Origin of the sequence: Microlunatus flavus (assembly GCF_900110855.1) — a bacterium.
Lineage (GTDB): Bacteria > Actinomycetota > Actinomycetes > Propionibacteriales > Propionibacteriaceae > Microlunatus > Microlunatus flavus.
The window spans coordinates 41,949-65,918 of record NZ_FOFA01000005.1; the positions used below are offsets into that span (position 1 = coordinate 41,949).

13 protein-coding genes are annotated in these 23,970 nt (G+C 76.6%); 8 read left to right on the forward strand and 5 right to left on the reverse strand.

All coding sequences use genetic code 11. The annotated features are described in order from the left end of the window. Positions 1 to 4 precede the first annotated feature (4 nt). Positions 5 to 2,125 carry an ATP-dependent DNA helicase UvrD2 gene (locus tag BMY04_RS12720; RefSeq protein ID WP_091180937.1) on the reverse strand — a complete coding sequence of 707 codons (2,121 nt, stop codon included), beginning with the start codon at positions 2,123 to 2,125 and terminating at the stop codon, positions 5 to 7. A gap of 156 nt (positions 2,126 to 2,281) precedes the next feature. Here BMY04_RS12720 and nhaA point away from each other — a divergent pair, with 156 nt between their 5' ends. Together nhaA and BMY04_RS22785 are read left to right on the forward strand one after the other, a co-directional pair. Continuing rightward, on the forward strand, positions 2,282 to 4,165 hold the full coding sequence (gene nhaA / locus BMY04_RS12725; protein ID WP_170854113.1) for a Na+/H+ antiporter NhaA: 1,884 nt from the start codon (positions 2,282 to 2,284) through the stop codon (positions 4,163 to 4,165). Between the two features lie 15 nt (positions 4,166 to 4,180). Next, positions 4,181 to 5,074: an LLM class flavin-dependent oxidoreductase gene (locus BMY04_RS22785; RefSeq protein ID WP_170854114.1), complete on the forward strand. Its 894-nt coding sequence runs from the start codon at positions 4,181 to 4,183 to the stop codon at positions 5,072 to 5,074. Between the two features lie 22 nt (positions 5,075 to 5,096). On the opposite strand, the gene BMY04_RS12730 is transcribed toward BMY04_RS22785, so the two are convergent. After that, positions 5,097 to 5,549: a DUF4190 domain-containing protein gene (locus BMY04_RS12730; RefSeq protein WP_091180939.1), complete on the reverse strand. Its 453-nt coding sequence runs from the start codon at positions 5,547 to 5,549 to the stop codon at positions 5,097 to 5,099. 181 nt (positions 5,550 to 5,730) lie between these two features. Here BMY04_RS12730 and BMY04_RS12735 point away from each other — a divergent pair, with 181 nt between their 5' ends. From BMY04_RS12735 to recD, 6 genes are all read left to right on the forward strand, one after another. Further along, a complete protein-coding gene (locus tag BMY04_RS12735) occupies positions 5,731 to 6,429 on the forward strand; it encodes a DUF6518 family protein (protein WP_091180942.1) in 699 nt (232 codons plus the stop codon). Positions 6,430 to 6,494: 65 nt separating this feature from the next. Further along, complete coding sequence (locus BMY04_RS22790; protein WP_269766219.1) at positions 6,495 to 6,755, forward strand: mycoredoxin; 261 nt, start codon at positions 6,495 to 6,497, stop codon at positions 6,753 to 6,755. After that, a complete protein-coding gene (locus BMY04_RS12740) occupies positions 6,752 to 7,411 on the forward strand; it encodes an HAD family hydrolase (RefSeq protein WP_170854115.1) in 660 nt (219 codons plus the stop codon). The genes BMY04_RS22790 and BMY04_RS12740 overlap by 4 nt, the downstream gene beginning before the upstream one ends. 78 nt (positions 7,412 to 7,489) lie before the next feature. Further along, positions 7,490 to 10,882, forward strand: coding sequence for an exodeoxyribonuclease V subunit gamma (gene recC, locus BMY04_RS12745; RefSeq protein ID WP_091180949.1), 3,393 nt, complete (start codon positions 7,490 to 7,492; stop codon positions 10,880 to 10,882). Beyond that, on the forward strand, positions 10,879 to 14,403 hold the full coding sequence (locus tag BMY04_RS23545; RefSeq protein ID WP_091180956.1) for a UvrD-helicase domain-containing protein: 3,525 nt from the start codon (positions 10,879 to 10,881) through the stop codon (positions 14,401 to 14,403). The genes recC and BMY04_RS23545 overlap by 4 nt, the downstream gene beginning before the upstream one ends. Continuing rightward, positions 14,400 to 16,232 (forward strand): exodeoxyribonuclease V subunit alpha, encoded by a 1,833-nt coding sequence (gene recD / locus BMY04_RS12755; protein ID WP_170854116.1) that lies wholly within the window; start codon positions 14,400 to 14,402, stop codon positions 16,230 to 16,232. The genes BMY04_RS23545 and recD overlap by 4 nt, the downstream gene beginning before the upstream one ends. 103 nt (positions 16,233 to 16,335) lie before the next feature. On the opposite strand, the gene nudC is transcribed toward recD, so the two are convergent. The 3 genes from nudC to BMY04_RS12770 are packed head-to-tail and all read right to left on the reverse strand — an operon-like array spanning position 16,336 to position 23,967. Continuing rightward, on the reverse strand, positions 16,336 to 17,238 hold the full coding sequence (gene nudC / locus BMY04_RS12760) for an NAD(+) diphosphatase (RefSeq protein WP_139209843.1): 903 nt from the start codon (positions 17,236 to 17,238) through the stop codon (positions 16,336 to 16,338). A gap of 10 nt (positions 17,239 to 17,248) precedes the next feature. Continuing rightward, entirely contained in the window at positions 17,249 to 20,677 is a 3,429-nt protein-coding gene (locus BMY04_RS12765; RefSeq protein WP_232506361.1) for an ATP-dependent helicase, read from the reverse strand. Next, positions 20,674 to 23,967 (reverse strand): ATP-dependent helicase, encoded by a 3,294-nt coding sequence (locus BMY04_RS12770; RefSeq protein WP_091180966.1) that lies wholly within the window; start codon positions 23,965 to 23,967, stop codon positions 20,674 to 20,676. The genes BMY04_RS12765 and BMY04_RS12770 overlap by 4 nt, the downstream gene beginning before the upstream one ends. Positions 23,968 to 23,970: the final 3 nt, after the last annotated feature.

A 23,970-nucleotide genomic window follows, 5' to 3' on the forward strand; every position in this document is an offset into this window, starting at 1 on the left:
GGGCTCAGGACACCGCGCGGGCCCGCTCCTCGCCGGCGGCCATGACCGCCAGCACCTGCTCGCCGTACTTGTCGACCTTGACCTTGCCGAGCCCCTGGACCTTGTACAGGTCGGTGCCGGTGCGCGGCCGGGCCTCGGCGATCGCGACGAGCGTCGCGTCGGTGAACACGCAGTACGCGGGCAGGCTCGCCGAGGCGGCCTCCTGGCGGCGCCACTCGCGCAGCAGCTCGAGGGTGGCCTCGTCGAACGTCGCCGGGCAGTCGGCGTGCCGGCCGAGCTTGCGCTCGGCGGCGTCGTTGAGCCCGCGGCCGCAGGAGCGGCAGTGGACCGACAGGACCGCGCCGCGGCCCTGGCCCCGGCGGGCGGTCGAGGCCGCACCACCGGAGGACGTCTTCATCGACGCCGGCAGCACCGGGTCGAGGAACCGCGACGGCTTGCGCGCGTTGCCGCCGCCGTTGCGGGTGCGCGACCAGGAGACGCGCAGCACGCGCTCGGCGCGGGTCATGCCGACGTAGAGCAGGCGGCGCTCCTCGGCCACCTCCTCCGGCGTCGTGGCCAGGACGAACGGCAGCGAGCCCTCGTGCACGCCGAGCAGCGCGACCGCCTCCCACTCCAGCCCCTTGGCCGAGTGCAGGGTCGACACCGTGACGCCCTGCGCGGCGGGCACGTGCTGGGCCTCCGCCCGGCGGTCGAGCTCGGCCGACACGTCGGCCAGCGTCAGGGAGGTGCCGGCGGCCTTGCGCTCGGCCTCGAGGTCCTCGGCCACGCTGAGCAGGGCGGCGAGGGACTCCCAGCGCTCGCGCACCGCGCCGGCGCCCTCCGGCGGGCGCTCGGTCCAGCCGAGGGCGCCCAGCAGCGCCTTGAACTGGTCGAGCGTGGAGGCGCCATCGACGTCGCCCTGCTCGGCCCGGGCCCGCTGCTGCGTCCGCAGGGTGACGAGCGTCTGGCGCACCTCGGGTCGCTCGTAGAAGCGCTCCCCGCTGCGGACCAGGTACGGGATCTTGCGGTCGGCCAGCGCCTGCTCCAGCGGCGGGGACTGGGCGTTGATCCGGAACAGCACGGCCATGTCGCGGTAGTCGACGCCGGCCCCGTGCTGGGCCTCCACCCAGTCCGCTACGCCCGCGGCCTCGGACGCCTCGTCGGACGCCTCGCTGAAGGCGACCTGCGGACCGTCGGGGCGCTGGGCGACCAGCTTGAGCGAGGACGCGCCGGCGACCGACATCACCGCGTTCGCGGCCCCGACCACCTGCGGCGTCGAGCGGTAGTCGCGCACCAGCCGGACCACGGTCGCGTCCGGGAACCGTCGCGCGAAGCCGGTGAGGAAGGTCGGCTGCGCGCCCGCGAAGGAGTGGATGGTCTGAGCCGGGTCGCCCACCACGCAGATCTCGGAGCTGTCGCCGCGCCACAGCGTGAGCAGCGCCTCCTGCAAGGGGCTGACGTCCTGGTACTCGTCCACGACGAGGTGGCGGTAGGTGCGCCGGACCTGGTCGGCGACCTCCGGGTGGTCGGAGATCATCGCCGCGGTGCACAGCAGGATGTCCTCGAAGTCGATGCGCCCGCGGTCGCGCTTGGCCTCCTCGTAGCCGAGGAAGATCCGCCCGACCGTCTCCGCGTCGATGGTCGAGACCTCGCGGTGGTGCTGGGCCGCCAGCTGCGGGTAGGTCTCGGGCGAGACGTTGCTGACCTTGGCCCAGCCGATCTCGGAGACCAGGTCGCGCAGCCGCGGGGTGTCGACGCGGACGCGCAGCCGGCCCGCCGCCTCGGCCACCAGCGACATCCGGTTGTCGAGGACCCGCGGCAGCTCCGTGCCCTGCACCCGCGGCCAGAAGTACTGCAGCTGCCGCAGCGCCGCCGAGTGGAACGTGCGGGCCTGCACCCCGTGGGCCCCGAGCTGCTGGAGCCGGCCGCGCAGCTCGCCGGCGGCCCGCGTCGTGAAGGTCACGGCCAGGACCGACGTGGGCCGGTAGACGCCGGTGGCCACGCCGTACGCGATGCGGTGGGTGATGGCCCGCGTCTTGCCCGTCCCGGCCCCGGCGATCACCGCGACGGGTCCGCGCAGGGCGGTCGCGACCTCACGCTGCTCGGGGTCGAGCCCGGCCAGCAGGTCCTCGGGCTGGGGTGGCACAGCGACACCGTAATAGCCCCCTCCGACAGAGCCGTCCCGCGAACCGTCCCGGCGCGGCCGGCCCCCGCCGGACGGTCGGCCGGCGGGGCGGGAGCACGGCGGCGCCCCGTGCGGTTCACTGTCCCCGTCGCGGCGGAGGACGGCGAGGAGGATCAGGTGGGCGAGGTCTCCACGGGCGCGTTCAGCGGCCGGACGGCCTGGGTCCGCTCGATCCCCGGCGCCGTCCTCGGCTTCCTCGGCACCGAGTCCGGCAGCGCCCGCATCCTCCTGGGCGCCACGGTCGTCGCGCTGCTGTGGGCCAACCTCGGCGCCGGCTCGTACGAGGCCTTCTGGGAGACGCCGCTGGGGTTCTCCCTCGGCTCCGCCGAGCTCTCGCTGACGCTGCACGAGTGGCTGAACAGCGGGCTGATGACCTTCTTCTTCTTCGTGGTGGGCCTGGAGGCGCGCCGGGAGTTCGACCTGGGCGAGCTGCGGGAGCGCGCCCGGGTCACGCTGCCGCTGCTGGCCGGGATCGGCGGCATGGCGGTCCCGGTCGCCGTCTACCTCCTGCTCAACGCCGGTCAGGAGTCTGTTGTCGGCTGGGGCACGGCGATGTCGACCGACACCGCCTTCGCGCTCGGCCTGCTGGCCATGGTCGCCCGGGGCCTGCCCGAGCGGGTCCGCGTCTTCCTGCTGACCGTCGCCGTCGTCGACGACTTCGTCGCCCTCGTCGTCATCACCCTCGCCTACAGCGGCGCCGTCCGGGTCGCGCCGCTGCTGGTCGCGGTCGGGGTGTTCGCCGTCGTGGTCGTGGTCCGCTTCCTGCGGATCCGGCGCGCCTGGGTCTACCTGCTGCTCGGCGTGGTGGCGTGGGTGCCGCTGCAGGCGTCCGGGGTGGAGCCCGTCGTGCTCGGGCTGGCGCTCGGTCTGCTGACGACCGCGTACGTCCCGGACCGCGACGACCTCGAGCGGGCGACGGACCTCGTGCGGCTGTTCCGCGAGCAGCCCACCTCGCAGCTCGCCCGCTCCGCCCAGGTCGGCGTGGCGCGCGCCCTGTCGCCGAACGAGCTGCTGCAGCAGCGCTTCGACCCGTGGGCCGGCTACGTCATCGTGCCGCTGTTCGCGCTGGCCAACGCAGGCGTGACACTGAGTCCCGGACTCCTGGCCGGCGCGGTCACGTCGCCCATCACGCTCGGGATCCTCCTGGGCTACGTGCTCGGCAAGCCGCTCGGGATGGTCGGCACCGCCTGGCTCGTCAGCCGGCTCAGCCGCGGCCGGCTCCCGCTGCCCGTCGGGTGGGCCGGGCTGCTGGGGACCGGTTCGATCGCCGGCATCGGCTTCACCGTCGCCCTGCTCGTCGCGGGCCTGGCCTTCACCGGGAGCGACCTCGCCGAGGCCAAGCTCGGGGTCCTGGCCGCCGCGGTCGTCTCGACGGCGCTGTCGGCGACCGTCTTCAAGGTCACCGGCCGCCTCTCCCCCGCGCGCCGGACGCGCGCGCTGCTCGGCTCGACCGAGACGCTCGTCGACCTGACCGTGCCGGTCGACCCGGGGGTCGACCACGTCCGCGGACCGGAGCGGGCCGTGGTGACGCTGGTCGAGTACGGCGACTTCGAGTGCCCCTACTGCGGCCAGGCCGAGCCGGTGGTGCGCGACCTGATCGCCAGCGTCGGCGACCTGCGCTACGTCTTCCGGCACCTCCCGCTGACCGACGTCCACCCGCACGCCCAGCTGAGCGCTGAGGCGGCGGAGGCGGCGGCTCGCCAGGACGCGTTCTGGGGCATGCACGACCTCCTGATGGACCACCAGGCCGCGCTGCGGCCGGCCGACCTGCACCGCTACGCGGCCGACCTCGGGCTGGACGTCGACCGCTTCGCCGACGACCTGCGGCAGCACGTGGGCGCCGACCGGGTCGCCCGCGACGTCGCCTCGGCCGCCGACAGCGGCGTGAGCGGCACGCCGACCTTCTTCGTCAACGGCCGGCGCCAGTACGGCGCGTACGACCTCGAGACGCTGACCACCGCGGTCGTGCAGGCCGGGGCCGTCCGGCTGCCGGTCGCCTGAGGAGAGGAGCTCGACGTGCGGGTCGGGATCACGCTGCTGCCGGAGCTCGCGTGGGCCGTCGACCGCGGCCGGTGGCAGGCGGTGGAGGCGTTCGGCTACGACCACGCCTGGACGTTCGACCACCTGGCCTGGCGCTCGCTCGCGGACAAGCCGTGGTTCGCCACCGTGCCGACGCTGACCGCGGCGGCGCTGTCCACGACCACGCTGCGGCTCGGCACCTGGGTCGCGACGCCGAACTTCCGCCACCCCGTGCCGTTCGCCAAGGAGCTCCTGACGCTCGACCACCTCTCCGGCGGGCGGCTGGACGTCGGCCTCGGCGCCGGCACCGACGGGTTCGACGCGTCGATGCTCGGCCAGCCGGCGCTGAGCCCGGGCCGGCGCCACGCCCGGTTCGCCGAGTTCGTGGAGGTGCTCGGGCTCGTGCTCGGTGCGCCGGAGTCGAGCTGGTCCGGCGACTGGTACGCCGTCGACGCCGCCCGGACGGTCCCGGCCTGCGTGCAGCGCCCGCACCCGCCGTTCGTGGTGGCGGCCAACGGGCCGAAGGGGATGCGGCTCGCCCTCGAGCGGGGCGACGCCTGGGTGACGACGACGGGCGCCGGGCCGGACGACGACGCCGAGGTCTGGTGGGCCTCGGCGGCCGACAAGGCGGGGCGCTTCGCCGAGGTCCGGGCCGCGTACGAGGCGGAGGGGCACGCGGTGCCCGGCGGGTTCGCACGGTTCCTCAACCTCGAGGCCCGGACGTCGGACTTCTCCTGCGTCGAGCAGGTCGTGGACGCCCTGGGCCGGGCCGCCGGGCTCGGGTTCACCGACGCGGTCCTCGCCTGGCCGCGGCCGGACGGGCCGATGGCGGGCGACCCCGGCCTCGTCGAGGCCGTGGCCGCCCGCCTGCCCGAGGTGCAGGCCCTCTGAAGCCGGCCCGGCACCGCGTGGTTCAGCCGCAGGTGTAGGTGGTGCCGCCGACCTGGTGGGTGCCCGGGCCGAGCTCGGCGCACTTCGCGGCCACGCCGCCCAGCGCGGCGCCGCCCACCGCCAGGCCGACCACCCACAGGAGGGTGACGACGCCACCGACGACGACGCCGGCGAGCGCGAAGCCGTTGCGGTGGCCGGCCCTCCTCGACCGGCGCAGCGCGACGAGGCTGACCACGAGGCCGACGGCCGCGGCGACGAACGAGAGCACCAGCCCGACGATGCCGAGGGTGCGGCCCGGGTCGACGGCGGACGGGGCGGGGGCGTAGGGGGCAGGGGCGTAGGGGGCAGGCGCGTACGGGTCGGTGGCGTACGGGGCGGGCGGGTAGGACATGGCGTTCTCCTGGTTGGTGGGCTGACCCGGGCCGTACGGCGCGGGGGTGGTGGTGGGCTGGAAGGCCGGTTCGAGGTTCGTCATGGCCCTGACCCTGGTGGAGGTCGCTTGGGGTCGGCTTGGGGTCGAGCCGGGACCGGGGTGGGCCCCAGGTCTGACCGCGGCCGGCCGGCCGCGAGACCCCGGGGCGATGCCGGGCCGGTCGGTCTGCCAGAAGGCTGGGGCCGACGCGGCGCCACCACGGCGCCGGCCCCGAGGAGGACCCGTGCCCGTGCAGACCCTGCCGCTGACGACCGCGTCCGGCCCGGCGGCACCGGCGCGCCGCACGGCCGGCGCGAGCACCGGCTGGGCCTCGGTGATCGTGCCCGTCGCGGTCGGCGCGGCGCTCGGACCGCTCGACGTCGTGCTCAAGCACGTGCTTCCGGCGCCGTTCGGCCACCTGCTGAACTCCTCGCCCGTGTGGGCGCTGGCCGCCTTCGTCGTCGGCTGGGCCGTGCGGGCGCGGCCCGGGTGGTGGCCCGGGCTCGCCGGGACGCTCACCCTGCTCGTCGCGGTGGAGAGCTACTACCTCGCCTACGTCGTGCTGCGTGACCGCGACACCGCGACGCTGCTCGACACCCACGCGCAGTGGTGGCTCTTCGTCGGGGTCGGCGCGGGCGTCGTCTTCGGCACCGCCGGGGCCTGGGCCCGCGAGGGCCGGCGGTGGCGCGGTCCGGCGGGCACGGCCACCGTCGTCGGGCTGCTGCTGACGGGCGCGTGGGTCGAGCTGCTGCGGTTCGCGGGAGCGTCCGACACCGGCTACCGCCACGACACCGTGCAGGCCGCCCTCGTCCTCCTCGTCCTGGCCGCCGTGGCGGTGGTCCTCGCCGCCCGCTCGGCGCGGCAGCGGGTCGCCGGCCTGGCCCTCGCGCTCCCGGTGGGCCTCGGCGGCGTCGTGCTGGCCGGCGCCCTGGGGATGGCCTGAGCGACCGCGGCGAGCACGGGACACGCGCGCGGAATACGGGCGCGGGCGGCCTCGTTGACGCCGACGTGACCGATCTGCAGACGCCTGCCGCCGACCGCCCGACGATCTTCAGCACCACGTGGTGCGGCTACTGCAAGCGGCTGAAGTCGCAGCTCGACCGCGCCGGGGTCGCCTACGACGAGGTGAACATCGAGCTGGTCCCCGAGGCCGCCGCGCTGGTGGCGAAGGTCAACGGCGGCAACGAGACGGTCCCGACCGTCTGGTTCGCCGACGGTTCCACGCTCACCAACCCCTCCGCGCGCGAGGTCCAGGCCAAGCTGGCGTGAGCCGGCTGCCCCGCTGGTCCGACGTCTCGGCCGTCGTCCTCGACGTCGACGGCACGGTGCTCGACTCGGCGGACGGCATCGTGGCCGGCTTCCGGCACGCGCTCGTCGCGGTCGGGGTGAGCCCGCCGACCGACGAGGGCCTGCGGTCCGACGTCGGGCCCCAGCTGGTCACGCTGCTGCCCGCGCTCGGCGTGCCGCCCGAGCGGCTGGCCGCCGCGGTCGCGGCGTACCGCTCCTTCTACCTGCACGAAGGCCTCCACCAGGCGCGCCCGTACGAGGGCGTGAGCGCGGTCCTCGACCGCCTGGCCGCGGAGCTCCGGCTCGGCACCGCGACCGCGAAGCGCACCGACGTGGCCGTCGCCATCCTCGAGGCCCATGGGCTGGCCGGTCGCTTCGAGGTGGTCAACGGCCTCGCCGACGACCACCCCACCAAGGCGGCCACGCTGGCCCAGACCCTCGACCTGCTGGGCGGGATCGACCCGGCCCACGCGGTCATGGTCGGCGACCGTCACTCCGACGTCGTGGCCGGTCGTGAGGTCGGGACCCGCACGGTCGGCGTGCTGTGGGGGTACGGCAGCCGTTCCGAGCTCGAGGACGCGGGGGCCGACGTCCTGCTGGAGCACCCCTCCGAGCTGGTCGACCTGCTCCTGGGATGACGCTCGGCACGGGTCGTGATCGCCGACTCGTGCCGAACGGCCGGAACTGTCGGCGAGCCGCCCTAGGGTGGCGGAGCCATGAGCCTCCACCTGCACCGCGCCGAACGGGCCGACGTCCTCGTCGACGCCCTGGGCGAGGTGCTGGCCGCTCCCCTGGCCGACCCGTTCGCGACCGAGGTCGTGTGCGTGCCGACCCCGGGCGTGGAGCGGTGGATCGCCCAGCGGCTCGCCCACCACCTCGGCGCCACGTCCGGTGACGACGGCGTCTGCGCCGGCGTCGACTTCCCGTCGCCCGCCCGGTTCGTGGCGGACGTGCTCGGCCGCTCGGGCAGCGACGACCCCTGGGTCCCGTCCCGCGCGGTCTGGCCGCTCCTCGCCGTCCTCGAGACCGCCGTCGCCGAGCCGTGGGCCGCGGTCCTCGCCGACCACCTCGGACCGGCGGTGGAGGCCGACGCCGGTCCCGGGGACGCCGAGGACACCCGCCGTTCGCGCCGCTGGAGCACCGCCCGGCGGCTGGCCGGGTTGTTCGCCCGGTACGCCGCGGACCGGCCGTCGATGCTCGAGGCCTGGGCCGCCGGCCGCGACCTCGGGCCCGACCTCGAGCCCCTCGCCGCGGACCGGGCCTGGCAGCCGGAGCTGTGGCGCCGGCTGCGGGACCACATCGGCGGCGCCGACCCGGTGGCCCGCCTCCGCGCCGACGTCGACCGGCTGCGCTCGGGGGAGGCCACGGGATCGGGGCCGCTGCCCGAGCGGCTGTCGGTCTTCGGCGCCACGCGGCTCGACCCGCGCCACCTCGACATGCTGCTCGCGCTCGCCGCGACCCGCGACGTGCACCTGTGGCTGCCCCACCCCTCGCCCGCCGCCTGGGAGCGGGTGGCCCGCGAGCCGGTGCCGACCGGGCCTCTCCTCCCGCTCCGGGCGGACGTCGCGGCCGGCGAGGTCTCCACGAACCCGCTGCTGACCTACCTCGGCCGCGACCTCCGCGAGCTGCAGGTGCGGCTGGGCGCCGGCGCCGCGAGGGCGGGCGTGCCCACGACCGACGCGCGCCACCCGGCCCCGGCCCAGGCTCGTGCAGGAGACCGCGGCACCCTGCTGGGACGCCTGCAGGCCGACCTCGCCGCGGACCGGCCGCCGGCGGGCGACCACCTCCTCGACGCCGAGGACAGGAGCGTCCAGGTGCACGCCTGCGCCGGTCCCCACCGTCAGGTCGAGGTCCTGCGCGAGGTCCTGCTCGGCCTGCTCGCGGACGACGAGACGCTGCAGCCGCGCGACGTCGTGGTGATGTGCCCCGACGTCGAGGCGTACGCGCCCCTGGTCGCGGCCACCTTCGGCCTGGACGCCGACGAGGACGGGGCCGGCCGGGCCGAGCACCCCGGCCACCGGCTCCGGGTCCGGCTCGCCGACCGGTCGCTGCGCCAGCTCAACCCCGTGCTGGCCACCGTCGGCCGGCTGCTCGACCTCGCCGACGCCCGCGTGACGCTGTCGGCCCTGCTCGACCTCGCGGCCGCCGAACCGGTCGCCACCCGCTTCCGCCTCGGCGAGGACGACCTCGAGCGGCTGCACGAGCTGCTCCCGCAGACCGGCGTGCGCTGGGGCCTCGACGCCGCGCACCGCGCCCGCTTCGGCATGGCGGGCTTCGCCCAGAACACCTGGGCCGCCGGGCTCGACCGGCTGCTCCTCGGGGTGGCGATGGACGAGAGCGACGCGCGCTTCATCGGCACGGTCCTCCCGCTCGACGACGTCGCGTCCGACGACGTGGGCCTGGTGGGCCGGCTCGCCGAGCTGCTCGGCCGCGTCCGCGGGCTCAGCGACGGCTGCGCGACGCCGAAGACCCTGCCCGACTGGTTGAACCTGTGCCGCGAGGTCGTGGAGCAGCTGACCGACGTGCGACCGGCGGACCGCTGGCAGCACACCCACGCGTACGGCGAGCTCGCCCGCCTCGAGGAGCGCGCGGGCGACGCCGCCCTGCAGAGCACCCTGTCGCTCACCGAGGTGCGGGCCCTCCTCGCCGACGCCTTCCGCGGGCGGGCGGGCCGGGCGAACTTCCGCACGGGCACGCTGACCGTGGCCAGCCTGCTGCCGATGCGGGCGGTGCCGCACCGCGTCGTGTGCCTGCTGGGGATGGACGACGGCGCGTTCCCTCGCCGGGCCACCCCCGACGGGGACGACCTGACCGCGGCGGTCCGACGTGTCGGCGACCCCGACCCCCGCGGGGAGGACCGGCAGCTGTTCCTGGACGCGGTCTGCTCGGCTGAGGAGACGCTGGTGGTGCTGCACTCCGCGGTCGATCCGCGCAACGGCACCCCGCTGCGGCCGGCCGTCCCGGTCGAGGCGCTGCTGGAGACGCTCGACGCGACCGCGCGGACGCTCGACGGGCGACCGGTCCGCGCGCACCTCACGGTCCCCCACGCGCTGCAGCCGTTCGGACCGGCGAACTTCACCGTCGAGGCCGGCGCCACGAGGCCGGAGCCGTTCAGCTTCGACCGGGCCGCCCTGCGCGGCGCCCGCGCGGGGCGGGCCCAGAAGGTGCCCGCACCCCAGCCGTACGCCGACGTGCTGCTCGACCCGCTGCCCCCGGACCGGGCCGTCGAGCTGACGGAGCTGTACCGCTTCTTCCAGCACCCGGTGCGGGCGCTGCTGCGGGCCCGCGCAGGGCTCGCCGACGGCGGCCGCGACGAGGGGGAGGACGAGCAGATCCCCGTCGAGCTGGACGGGCTGCAGCGCTGGGCCATCGGCGAGCGGATGCTCCAGGCGCACCTGCGGGGCGCCGACCTCGACGTGCTCGCCGCCGCGGAGTGGCGCCGCGGGTCCGTGCCGCCGCGCGAGCTCGGCGCGCGCGTGGTCGGCGACCTGCGCGCCGAGGTCGGCACCGTGGCCGCGGCCGCCACCACGTGGACCAGCACGCCGGCCGAGCGGGTCGACCTGGTGGTCGACCTCGACCGGGTGCGGGTGGCGGGCAGCGTGGACGGCGTGCGCGGCGACGCCGTGGTCCGCGTCCTCTTCTCCCGCCCGTCGGCGCGGCACCGGCTGCAGGCCTGGGTCGAGCTGCTGGCGCTGAGCGCGAGCCGACCCGAGCGGGAGTGGCGCGGCGTCGTGATCGGGCGCAAGGAGCAGTTCGAGCTCGGGCCGGTGACCCCCGAGTTCGCCCGTCTCGTGCTCGCCGACCTCGTCGACCTGCAGGGCACGGGTCTGCGGACGCTGATCCCCTTCGCGCCGCTGGCCGCGTACGAGTACGCCCGGCAGGAGTCCCGCGACCCGCAGAAGGACGACCGCAAGCGGCTCGAGGAGGCGTGGGGCCGGGACCGCGACGCCCTGTGGGAGCGGGTGCTGGGGGTCGGAGCCGACCTCGACGCGCTGGAGGCCGAGCCGGCGCAGCCCGCCGAGGGCCGTCCCCACCGTCCCGGGGAGAGCCGCTTCGGCAGCCTGGCGCGGCGCGTGTTCGTCCCGCTGCTGAGGGTGCAGGGCCGATGACCGCCTCCACGACCTCCGAGGTGCGGGCCGCGGTCCCCGCGCACGCCGCACGCCGGCGGACCGCCTTCGACGTCTGCGGCCCGCTCCCGGAGGGCACCACGGTGCTCGAGGCGAGCGCCGGCACGGGCAAGACGTACGCCCTCGCGGCGCTGACCGCACGGTTCGTGGTCGAGGAGCGGGTCCCGCTGTCCCGGCTGCTCCTGGTCACCTTCGGCCGGATGGCGACCACCGAGCTCCGGACCCGCGTCCGGGACCGCCTCGTCGGGCTGGAGCGTGCCCTCGCGCCGGACGCGGCGACGGCGGCCGACCCGGTGGACGCGCTGCTGCAGGCGGTCGGCCCGGCCGAGCGCGCCGCCCGTCGCGCCCGCGTGGTCGCCGCGCTGCGGGACTTCGACGAGGCCACCATCGCCACCACCCACGAGTTCTGCCTGCAGGCGCTCGACGGCCTCGGCGTGCTCGGCGACGCCGAGCCCCACGCCACCGTCGTGGAGGACGTCGACGACCTCGTCGACGAGGTGGCCTCCGACGAGTACCTGCGGCGCTACGCCGACCGCGGCCGGGCGCCCTGGAAGAGGCTGTCGGACGCGCAGGCCGTCGCCCGCCAGGCGTGCCGCTCGGTGGGCGCCCCGCTCGTGCCCGACCCCGACGACGACGCGAGCCACGGCCGCAACGACGCGGTGGAGCGGGTGGCGTACGCGACGGCGGTCCGCGCCGAGGTGGAACGCCGCATGCGGGCGACGCAGACGTTCACCTACGACGACCTGCTCGTCCGGCTCCGCGCCAGCCTGACCGACACCCGCCACGGCGAGGCGGCGGCCGCCCGCCTGCGCGAGCGCTACGCGGTGGTGCTGGTCGACGAGTTCCAGGACACCGACCCCGTGCAGTGGGACATCCTGCGCACCGCCTTCGCCGGCCGGACGCGGATGGTGCTGATCGGCGACCCCAAGCAGGCGATCTACGGCTTCCGCGGGGCGGACGTGCACTGCTACCTCGACGCGCGCGACGAGGAGGGGGCGACGGTGCAGACGCTCCCGACCAACCACCGCAGCGACCCGTCGCTGGTCGCGGCATTCGACCACCTCCTCGGCGGGCTGGCCCTCGGCGAGCGCGACATCGTCGTGGACCCGGTCGGGGCCGCGCACCGCGAGGACCGGCTGAGCGGCGACCGCGCGTTGACCGCGCCGGTCCGGCTGCGCGTGGCCCCGTACGACGGGCAGGCCGACAAGCCCGCCCGGATCGAACCCGTCCGCGTCGTGCGCCGCCGCGTCACCCGCGACCTCGTCGCCGACGTCACCCGGCTGCTGGCCTCCGGCACCCGGATCGACCTGGGGACCGGTCCGCGTGCGGTCGACGCCGGCGACGTGGCCGTCCTGGTCCGCACCAACCGGGCCGCGGAGGACGTCCGCGCGGCGCTCGTCGCTGCGCACGTCCCGGCGGTCGTCCGGGCCGACCGCTCGGTGTTCGTGTCGGAGGCCGCCCAGGACTGGGCGACGCTCCTCCTCGCGCTCGACGCGCCGACGCAGGGCCACGTGCGGGCCGCCACGCTGACCTGCTTCTTCGGCTGGTCGGTCGTCGGGCTCGCCCAGGCCGACGACGACGCGATGATCGAGGTCACGCTGCAGGTCCGCGGCTGGCGTCGCGTCCTCCAGGCGCGGGGCGTGGCCGCGCTGATGGAGGCCGTGACGCGTGACCGCGACGTCGCCGCCCGGCTGCTCGGCCAGACGGGCGGGGCGCGCCGGCTCACCGACCTGCGGCACCTCGCCGAGCTGCTGCACGACGCGGCCACCCGCGACCGGCTCGGGCCGGGGGCGCTGCTGGAGTGGTTCGGCGACCGCGTCGCCGACGCGCACCGCGACTCGGGCGTGGAGGGTTCCCGCCGCCTCGACGCGGAGGGCCGCCAGGTCACGGTCGTCACGGTGCACCGCAGCAAGGGCCTGCAGTACCCGATCGTCTACCTCCCCGAGGCCGGCGACCGCTGGGTCTCCGACGACAAGGGCGAGACGCTGCTCCTGCACCCCGAGGCGCCCGGCGACGCCGACGGAGACGGCGCGAGCCGGGCCGGGCTGGTGCTGGACGTCGGGGGTGCCTGGGCGCCCGGACGCCCGGCGCGCTTCGCCCGCCGTCAGGCGGAGGAGGCGTCGGAGGACCTCCGCCTGTTCTACGTCGCCCTGACCCGCGCGCAGTGCCAGGTCGTGACGTGGTGGACGCCCACCCACAACGTCGCCGCGTCCGCGCTGCAGCGCGTGCTGCGCTCGGACGGCGGGGTCCCCGAGCTGCGCTACCCGGTGGAGCTGGGTGATCCGCGTTCCGGGCGCGACCTCGGCCCCCACGTGCAGGTCGAGCTGTTCGACGGCGAGCGCGACCCGGTCGAGGTGAGCGTCGACGGCGGGACGGACGGCCCGCTGCGCGTCCGGACGTTCGACCGCGCGCTCGACCTCGCCTGGCGGCGCACGTCGTACTCCTCGCTGACGGCCGCCGCGCACGGGCTGGACCTCTCCGGACCGGGCGTGGGCAGCGAGCCCGAGGCGGGTCGGGAGGACGACGAGACCTCGGGCGAGGCCGCCGCGGACACCGAGATCGACGCCGAGGCGGAGTGGGACGCCGACCGGCTCGTCGTTCCGGCCGACGCCGCGGCCCCGCCCGCCGGCGCCGGTCCCGACCCCTGGGACGCGGTCTCCCCGATGGCCGGGCTGCCCAGCGGTGCGGACTTCGGCACGGCGGTGCACGCGGTGCTCGAGGACCTCGACCCGGGTGCGGCCGACCTCCCCGCCAGCCTGCGGAGCGCCTGCGCGTCGGTGATCGCGCGGACCGGGAGCACCGGGACGAGCGCCGAGCAGCTCGCCGACGGTCTCGTCCCGGTCGTCGCCACCTCGCTGGGACCGCTCGCCGGCGGCCGGACCCTGGCCGACGTCCCCCGCACGGACCGGCTGACCGAGCTCGTCTTCGAGCTGCCGCTGGCCGGCGGCGACGACCCCGTCGCCGCGCAGGTGACGCTCGGCGACGTGGCTCCGGTCCTGCGCCGCCACGTCCCCGCGCACGACCCGCTCGCCCCGTACGCGGACCGGCTGACGGCGCCGGTCCTCGCCGAACAACCGCTGCGCGGCTACCTGACGGGCAGCATCGACGCGGTGCTGCGGGTGCGTGACACCCCCGACGGGCCACCGCGGCACCTCGTCGTCGACTACAAGACGAACTGGCTGGGCAGCTTCGACGGCCGGCCCCTCACGCTGCGGGCGTACGCGCCGGCGGCCCTGCCCGAGGCGATGATGGCCGCGCACTACCCGTTGCAGGCCCTCCTCTACAGCGTCGCGCTGCACCGGATGCTGCGCTGGCGCCAGCCCGGCTACGACCCGGACGTCCACCTCGGCGGGGTGCTCTACCTGTTCGTGCGCGGGATGGCCGGGCCGCAGACGCCCGAGGTCGGGGGCATTCCGGCCGGCGTGTTCAGCTGGCGGCCGCCGTCGTCGCTGGTCGTCGCGCTGTCCGGGCTGCTGGCCGGGCGGACGGAGGAGCAGGCGTGAGCGTCACGGCGACGGAGCGGAACGTCCTCACCGCGGTGCGGGTGCGCTCACCCCTGCTGGAACGGTTCCACGCCGCCGGGGTGCTCGGCCTCGCCGACGTGCACACGGCCGAGGCCCTGGGCCGGATCGGCAGCGAGCGCGACGAGCGGGTGCTGCTCGCCGTGGCGCTGACCGTACGGGCGCTGCAGAGCGGGTCGGTCTGCCTCGACCTGGACACCGCCACCGCGGTCGACCTGCCCGACGACGACGCGCTCGTGCCCGGGTCCGACGGCGACGCGGACGTTCCGCCGGAGCTGCCCTGGCCCGAGCCGACGGGCTGGGCGCTGGCCGTGCGCGACAGCCCCCTGGTCGCCGGTCCGGACGACGTCGGGGCGGCGCGGCCGCTGCGGCTGTCGGGCACCCTGCTCTACCTCGAGCGCTACTGGCAGCAGGAGGAGTCGGTCCGCACCGCCCTCGAGCACCGTTCCGCGGCGGCCCCGCCGGTCGTCGACGCCGCCGCGCTGACCCGCGACCTCGACCGGCTGTTCCCCCCGACGCAGGCACCGGGCACGGCCGACCACCAGCGCGAGGCCGCCGAGGCCAGCGCCCGGCGCTGGGTGACGGTGCTGGCCGGCGGTCCCGGGACCGGCAAGACGACGACGGTGGCGCGGCTGCTCGCCCTGCTGCGCGCCCAGCCCGGACCGCCGCTGCGGGTCGCGCTCGCCGCCCCGACCGGCAAGGCCGCGGCCCGGCTGCAGGAGGCCGTCACCACCGCGGCCGCCGGGCTCGGTGAGGAGGACCGGGCCCGCGTCGGGGCGCTCGAGGCGTCGACGCTGCACCGGCTGCTCGGCTGGCGGCCCGACTCCAAGAGCCGCTTCCGCCACGACGCCACCAACCCGCTCCCTCACGACGTCGTCGTGGTCGACGAGATGTCGATGGTGTCGCTGACGCTCATGGCCCGGCTGCTCGAGGCCGTCCGCTCCGACGCCCGGCTCGTGCTCGTCGGTGACCCCGACCAGCTGTCGTCGGTCGAGGCGGGCGCCGTCCTCGCCGACATCACCGGCCCGGCGCAACGTTCCGTGGTGCGGCTGACGCACAACTGGCGCTTCGAGGGCGGCATCGCTGAGCTCGCCGACGCGATCAGGACCGGCGACGCCGACCGGGCCGTCGGCCTCCTCACCTCCGGCCGGGCCGACGTCACGCTCGCCGACGTCGACGCGTCCGCCGGGCTGACCGCGGACGGCGACGGCCTCGGCGAGCTGGGGCGCACCCTGCGGGCCAGCGCCGCCGCCGCGCTGCGGGCCGCCACCGACGGGTCCATCGACGCGGCGCTCTCCGCGGTCGAGGAGCACCGGCTGCTCTGCGCGCACCGGCGCGGCCCGTACGGCGTCACGCGCTGGAACGCCGAGGCCGAGCACTGGCTCGCCGCCGCCGTGCCGGGCTACGGGGTCGACGGCGACCTGTCGCTCGGCCGGCCGCTGCTCGTCACGGCGAACGACCGCGACCTCGACCTGTGGAACGGCGACACCGGCGTGGTGGTCGGCACCCCGGCCGGCGTCCGGGCGGCCTTCGCGCGGGCGACCGGTCCGGCGCTGTTCCCGCCCGTCCGGCTCGACGCCGTCCAGACCGTCCACGCGATGACGGTGCACAAGGCCCAGGGCAGCCAGTTCGCGGCCGTCACCCTCGTGCTGCCGCCGCCCGAGTCGCCGCTGCTGACGCGCGAGCTGCTCTACACGGCCGTGACGCGGGCGACGACGCGCGTCCTGCTGCTCGGCAGCGCGGAGGCCGTCCGCGCCGCGGTCGAACGTCCCGCGAACCGCGCCAGCGGCCTGCGGCAACGGATGCGCTGACACCCTTCCGCGCACGTGGTCGGTCCAGGCCGCCCGTACGGCGTGCCGCGCCGCCGGAGCGACCACTTTCCGGATGGGACGACCAGCGGTCAGCCCGCGACGGCTACCAGACGGTCGGCTCGTCGCGCCAGGTGGCGATGAGGCGCGAGGCGATCGAGCTCGGGCCCGGCAGGCCGATCGTCCCGGCGTCGAGCTGCGCGGTGAGCTCCTCGCGGGTGAACCACCCGGCCCAGGCGATCTCGTCGGCGTCGACGCAGATCGCCGTCGAGGACGCGCGGGCGAAGAAGCCGGTCATCAGCGAGCGCGGGAACGACCACGGCTGGCTGCCGAAGTAGCGGATCCGGTCGAGGGTGACGTCGACCTCCTCCGCGATCTCGCGGTGGATGGCCTGCTCGAGCGACTCCCCCGCCTCGACGAAGCCGGCGAGCACGGAGACGCGGTGGCCCCACGACGCCTGCCGGCCGAGCAGGATCCGGTCGTCGGCGTCGACGACGGCGACGATGACCGCCGGGTCGGTGCGCGGGAAGTGCTGCTCGTCGCAGCGCTCGCAGTGACGGGCGTACCCGCCCTCCACCACGACCGTCGGCCCGCCGCAGCGCGGGCAGGTCGGCTCCATCTGGTGCCAGCGGACCAGCGCCGTCGCGGCCGCCGCGATGTCGCGCTCGGTGTCGGACAGCGAGGCGCCGACCTCGCGCAGGCTGCGCACCTCGCCGTCGACCACGGCCTCGACCGCGAAGACGGGCGCACCGTCGACCAGGCCGAGCAGGCGGTGGCGCTGGCTGTCGTGGTCGACGAAGGGCTTCACCAGCCGCAGCGACCCGTTGGACTGCGTGGTGAAGTTCGCGTCGGCGTCGAGCTTGAGCAGGCGGGCGTCGGGCGAGCGCCACAGCTGGGCCACCCAGTCGGCGGAGCGGCGGTGGTGCCCGACCCGGTCCAGCGAGCTGGAGGCCGACCAGGCCACCGCGCTCAGCTCGTCGGACCAGGCGGGAGGGACCTCGGAACTCACCGGGCCGAGGTTACTGCCCGCCCGGGGCCGTCTCACCCCCGCCGAGCAGCCGCTCCAGCTCGGCGCGCCCGGCGAGCGGCGGGGCGACCACGCGGTCGTCGCGGACGTGGACGAACACGGCCTCGACCTGGCCGACGTCGACCCCGCTCGCCTCGGCCCACGCCAGCCGGTAGACCGCCAGCTGGAGCGGGTCGGCGGTGTCGGGGCCGCCGGTCTTCCAGTCGACGACGAGGTAGCGGGTGCCCGGCGCCACCGCCACCGGGAAGCCGCCGCCGCCCAGGTCCTCGGCGGCGTACACCGCGTCGACGCGCCCGCGCACCAGCCGCCCGGCCAGGGCGAGCGAGAAGGGGGCCTCGACGGCGTACGGCAGCCGGGTGGCGAAGGGCGTCCGGGTGAAGGCGTCGCACACCGCCCGCAGGTCGGCCTCCTCCGGGCCGTCCGCGTCGGCCCGGTCGGAGAGGTCGTCGGGGTCGACGAGCGCGCCCTGCCCGACCCCGCCGCGCGCCAGCCGCTCGCCGAACCACTGCTCGACGAACGCGTGGAACCGGGTCCCCGACCGGGCCGCCCGCGACGGCGCGACCGGCATCGGCCGGGCGAGGGCCGCGGCGAAGGCGTCCGGGTCGGCGTTGAGCCGCAGCAGCGCCGTCGCCGGCAGGCTCGCGGGCAGCTCGACGGTCCGGTCGCCCGAGCGCGACTCGCGGGCCTCGCGCAGCAGCCGGTCGAGGTCGGCGTCCCACGCCGACACGCGCCCCTCGAGGTCGAGCAGCAGCGGGGGCGCGGCCGGGTCGCCGTACGACCCCGTCGCCGCGAACCGGGACCGGGCAGCCTCGACCTGCGCGGCCGCCTCCTCGCGGCGCGCGAGCGCGTCGGGGTCGAGCGGTTCCGGCCAGGTCACGGGTGCAGCCGCGCCGACGAGCGGGTTCTCCTGGCCCGGCGGGTCCGCCCGGGCGAGCACCTGGCCCTGGGTCTCCGCCTCGGCGAGGATCGCCCGCAGGTACGTCGACGCCACGCGCGGCCGGACGAGGTCGGGGCGCCACCAGTGCCCCGACCCGACGAGGGTGGAGCGCGCCCGGGTGACGGCGACGTAGGCGAGGCGGTCCTCGGCGAGCAGCTGCTGCGCCTTGAGCGCCGCCTTGTAGTCGACGATGGCCGCGTTGCTGGTGTCGGCGAGCTGCGGGATCGACCCGGCGTCACCGCGCAGGTCGGCGGGCAGCGCGCCCGGCGTGGTGACCCAGTTGTCGGTGACGCGGTCGCTGGGGAAGACGCCCTCGACCAGCCCGGGCAGGAAGACGAGCTCCCACTCCAGGCCCTTGGCCTTGTGGACGGTCAGCAGCTTGACCGCCTCGCGGTCGGACGGCACGGCCTGCTCGAGCCCGGTGCCGGAGTCGAGCTCGGCCTGCAGCCAGGCCAGCAGGCCCGACAGCGACGCGTCGCCGTCGACGTCGACGTAGTCGGCCACCGCGTCGAGGAACGCGCCGAGCTGGTCGCGACGATTCGTCCGCTCCAGCTCCGGCGTCGCCACCAGCTCCACGTCCAGGCCGAGCGTCGTCACCACCCGGCGGGCCAGGTCGAGCACGGGCTCGTCGGCGTGGGCGCGCAACGACGCCAGCTCGCTCGCCACCCGGGCGAAGCGGCGCCGGGCTGCGGTTGAGTACGGCGCGTCGCCCGGGTCCTCGAGGGCGTCGAGCAGGCTGACCACCTCGGTGGGGTCGAGGTCGGCGACCGCGTCGACGAGCGCGAGGCGGACCTGGGCCGGGTCGGGCACCTGCGAGCCGACGCGGCGCTCCTCGGTGCCGTCCACGTCGGCCCCGCCGCGCGCCACGCGGGCCAGCTCCCGGGCGCGCCGGCCGAGCAGCGCGAGGTCGCGCGGCCCCACGCGCCACCGCGGTCCGGTGAGCAGCCGCACCAGGTCGGGGTTGGCCGTGACGTCGTCGACGAGCCGCAGCGTCGCGGTGACGTCCATGACCTCGGGCAGCCCGAGCAGCCCGCCGAGGCCGACGATCTCGACGGGCACCTCGCGGGCGGTCAGCTCGGCGTAGAGCGGGCCGATGTCGGCGTTGCGGCGCATCAGCACGGCGATGTCGGCCCAGTGCGCGACGGTGCCCTGCCGCCTGGCCTCGACGATGCGGTCCGCGACCCAGGTGACCTCCTCCGGCCACGACGTGAACGTCGCCGCGCACACCCGCCCCGGGTCCGTGCCCGGCGGGGCCTGCAGCAGGGGTCCTCCTGAGCCTGTCGAAGGGCCCTGCCCCTCCTGCTCCTCGTCCGGGCCGGGAGAGGCCAGGCCCGCCGCCCGCAGCGGCCGGCTCAGGACGTTGGCCACGTCGAGGATGCTCGGCCCGCTGCGCCGGTTGACCGTCAGCGCGAACCGCGCCGCGGGACCCCCGTCGGCGCGCCGGAACGTGTCGGCGAACGTCGTGATGTTGCTGGCCGCCGCGCCGCGCCAGCCGTAGATCGCCTGGAACGGGTCACCCACCGCCGTGACGGCGTGTCCCATCCCCTCGTGGCCGACCGCCCGGGGGTCGGCCGGACCGGAGAACAGCCCGCGCAGCATGGCCGCCTGGGCGGCGGAGGTGTCCTGGTACTCGTCGAGCAGCACCACCCGGAACGCCGCGCGCAGGTCGGCGCCGACCTGCGGCACCTCCGTGGCGAGCCGGGCCGCGATCGCCATCTGGTCGGCGAACTCGACGACGCCGAGCCGCGTCTTGAGCGCCTGGTAGTCGCGCACGAGGCTGGCCAGCTCGAGGCGCTCCTGCACGGCGATGCGTGCCTTCTTGACGTCGACGTACGCGTTGCCGCGGTTGTTCAGCGGCGCGGAGTCCCAGCCGACGACCAGCTCGCGGGCGTGCGCGTCGAGGGCCCGCACGTCGACGAGGTGCGAGGTCAGGTCGGCGTCGAGCTTGAGCACCCGCTCGGTGACGGTCGCCGGCCGCAGCCGCGACAGGAACTCGAACGGACCGGCCGCGGCGGCGACCACGCGGGCCGCCAGCCGGAACCGGGTCGCCCCGCTGACCATCGTCGGGTCGGCCTCGAAGCCCAGCCGCAGCCCGTGCTCCGACACCAGCCGCGCGGCGAACGCGTCGTAGGTCATGACGACCTGCTCGCCCGACTCGTCGACCGTCTTGTCGTCGACCACGCCGGCGTCGACGAGCGCCTTGCGCACGCGCTGGGACAGCTCGGCGGCCGCCTTGCGCGTGAACGTGAGCCCGAGGACCTCCTCGGGGCGCACCCGGCCGGTGCCGACCAGCCACACCACCCGCGCGGCCATGACGGTCGTCTTGCCCGAACCGGCCCCGGCGATGATCACGCCGGGCTCGAGCGGGGCGGTGATCGCCGCCAGCTGCTGGTCGGAGAACGGCAGCCCGAGCGCGTCGACCAGGTCGGCGGGCGTCCGCAGCCGCGGCTGCGGCGGGGGCGGCGGCAGCACGTGCAGGCTCACGCGACGACCTGCCGGCCGGCGGGGTGGGCCGGGCAGCTGCCCCGGAACGGGCACCAGCGGCACGCCGGGCCCAGCCGCGCGTCGAACCGCTCGGACTCGACGATCTCGGCCGCGTCGCGCAGCCGCTGGTGCACCCAGGTCGGGCAGCCCTCGGCGCCGCGGTCGTCGGGGCCGGCCTCCACCGGGAACGGGACGTCGTCGAGCGACGCCTGGGTGAACACCTGCGGGAAGCCGGTCTGCTTCTCCGGCAGCCGGAGGTAGACGAGCTCGGCGCCGGACGGGCGCGCGCCCGGCCCGGCCACGTCGGCGAACGCGCCCTGCGCCACGGCGAGCTGGTAGACGCCGAGCTGGTCCTGCAGCGCGACGTCGGCGGCGGCCGGCGCCCGGCGCCCGGTCTTGAAGTCGACGATCCGGACGCGGCCGTCACGCTCCCGCTCGACCCGGTCGGCCGTCCCGGACAGCGTCACCCGGTGGCCGCCGGCGACGACCTCGCAGCGGAACGGCACCTCCGTGCCCAGCAGCTCGAGGTGCCCGCGCGCCTCCTGCCAGACGACGAAGCGGTCGAGCGCGTCCTCGGCCTCGGCCCGCTCGACCGCGGACAGCCAGTTGGCGTCGAACGAGATCTGGTCCCACACGCCCTCGAGGTACGCCGAGCGCTCCTCCGGCTCGAGCGGGACGCCCGCGCTGTGCTCGGCCAGGACGTGCACCACCGAGCCGAAGCTGGCGGCGCTGCTGCGGGTCGTGCCGGCGCTCGCCTGCCGGTCGAGGAACCACTGCCGCGGGCAGGTCAGCACCGCGCCGAGCGAGGTCCCCGACAGGGCGACGGGCTGACCCTTCGCGACCACCGGCGCCGGCGCGTCGCTCAGCGCCCGCATCCCCCACCAGGTGGTCGGCGACGCGCCGGCCACCAGCGGGCGGCCCTCGGCGTCGGTGGCGTCGGCGAGGCGGGCGAGCCGCAGCGCCGCCTGCTCGCGCAGCTCGGCCGGGGCGTCGGGGTCGACGCTCGTGCGCCGCAGCTCGCCCACCAGGGCGGGCAGGGTCAGCGGGCGGCGGGGACGTCCGGGCCGGGCCACGGGCGCGACGCCGAGCTCGTCGAGGAACCGCGACGGCTGGTCGCCCTCCCCCTCGGTCCCGGCGACCGCGGTCACCACCAGCCGCGAGCGCGCCCGGGTGCAGGCGACGTAGAACAGCCGCCGCTCCTCGGCCACGCGCACCGCCGTCGGCACCGGGTCCTCCAGGCCGTGGCGGCCGAGCCGGTCGGCGTCGAGCAGCGAACCGCGCCGGCGCACGTCCGGCCAGCGCCCCTCCTGCACGCCGGCCACGACGACGAGGTCCCACTCCAGGCCCTTGGAGCGGTGCGCGGTGAGGACGCGGACGCCGGTGCCGCGCAGGTCGGCCTCGCGCCAGGTGTCGGCCGGGATCTGCTGGCCCTCGACCTCGGCGAGGAAGCCGGCGACGCCGCGGAGCCCGGCCACCTCCTCGGAGCGGGCGGCCACGTCGAACAGCGCGCACACCGCGTCCAGGTCGCGGTCGGCCCGTCGCGACGCCTCGCCGCCGCCGGCCGCCATGCGCTGCAGGGCCTCCGGCCACGTCGTGCCCGACCACAGGCCCCACAGCGCCTCCTCGGCGGTGCCGCCCTGGCGGACGAGCCGCTCGCAGGTCCGCAGCAGCGCCGCCAGCCGCCCGGCGGCCGTCACGGCCGGCCCGGGCGGGCAGAGCTCGAGCAGCTCGGGGTCGTGCAGCGCCGCGGCCAGCAGCTCGGCCGAGGGCCGCGGCATGGCGACGCCGCCGAGCTCGGCCCGCTCGACCGCCCGCAGCGCACGGCCCAGCAGCCGGGTCGCCATCGCGTCGAGGCCGCCCAGCGGCGAGGTCAGCAGGAGCTGCGCCTCCTCGGGACCGGGGTGCCGCCCGTTCGTCGCCACGCGCAGCGCGAGCAGGAGCGGGCGCACGGCGGGGTCGGCTGCGAGCGGGATCTCGTCGCCGGCCACCTCGACGGGCACGCCGGCGGCCACCAGCGCGCGGGTCAGGGCGGGGATGCTCTGCCGCCCGGAGCGGACGAGCACCGCCATCCGGGTCCACGGCAGGTCGTCGCGCAGGTGCGCCGTGCGCAGCAGGTCGGCCACGTGCTCGGCCTCGGCCCCGGCGCTGGTGCAGGTGATCACCTCGACCCGGCCGCGCGGCGGGGCGGCACCCGAGGTGGGGTCGGGACGCGGGTCGCGGAACGCCTCGAACACCTCCCGCGGCAGGCCGGGCGGCACCGGCAGCCGGCGGGCGACGTTCCGGCTGGCCGCGAGGAGCGAGGGGCCGAACCGGCGCGCGGTGCCGAGGGCCAGGACCGGGGCCGGCTCACCGCCGGCGGTGCGGAACGACGTCGGGAAGTCGAGGATCCCGCGGGCCTCGGCGCCGCGGAAGGCGTAGATCGACTGGTCGGGGTCGCCCACGGCCACGACGTCGCGGCCGTCGCCGGCCAGCGCCTGGAGCAGGCTCACCTGGGCGGGGTCGGTGTCCTGGTACTCGTCGACGAAGACCGCGGAGATCTCGGCGCGCAGCGTCGCGACGACCTCCGGGTCGGCCAGCAGGATGCGGCTGCGGTGCACCAGCTCGCCGTAGTCGAGCACGCCCTCGGCGTCGAGCACGTCGAGGTACTCCTCGAAGAACTCCCCGACGCTCACCCAGTCCTCGCGGCCGGCCGCCTCGCCGGCCTCGACGACGTCGACGGGGTCCATGCCGAGCTGGCGGGCCTTGGCCAGGACCGCCCGCACCTGCTGCGCGAACGCCCGGGTCCCGAAGGCGCCGTCCAGCGAGTCGGGCCAGTCGGCCCGGCCGGTCTCCACGCTGCCCTCGAGGACCTCGCGCACCCGGAAGTCCTGCTCGGGCCCCGTGAGCAGCCGCACCGCCGCCCCGTACGCGTGCCCGGCGGCGTCCAGCCCGGTCGGGACCGGCCCGGCCAGGCCGAGCCGGTCGGCGAACCGGCGCACGAGAGCGTAGCAGAAGGCGTGGAAGGTCATCGCCGCCGGCGTGACGACCGTCCGGCCGAGGCGGCCGGCGATGCGGGTGCGCAGGTCGGCCGCCGCCCGCCGCGAGAAGGTCAGGACGAGCACCGAGTCCGGGCTCGCCCCGCGCCGCGCGATGCGGTCGACGACCGACTCCACGAGCGTCGTCGTCTTGCCCGTGCCCGGCCCGGCCAGCACCAGCAGCGGACCCCCGGGGTGCGCGACGACGGCCCGCTGGGCCTCGTCCAGGTCGGGCGGGTCGCTGAGGGTCTCGGGGGTCAGACGCAGTCGGTACATGGC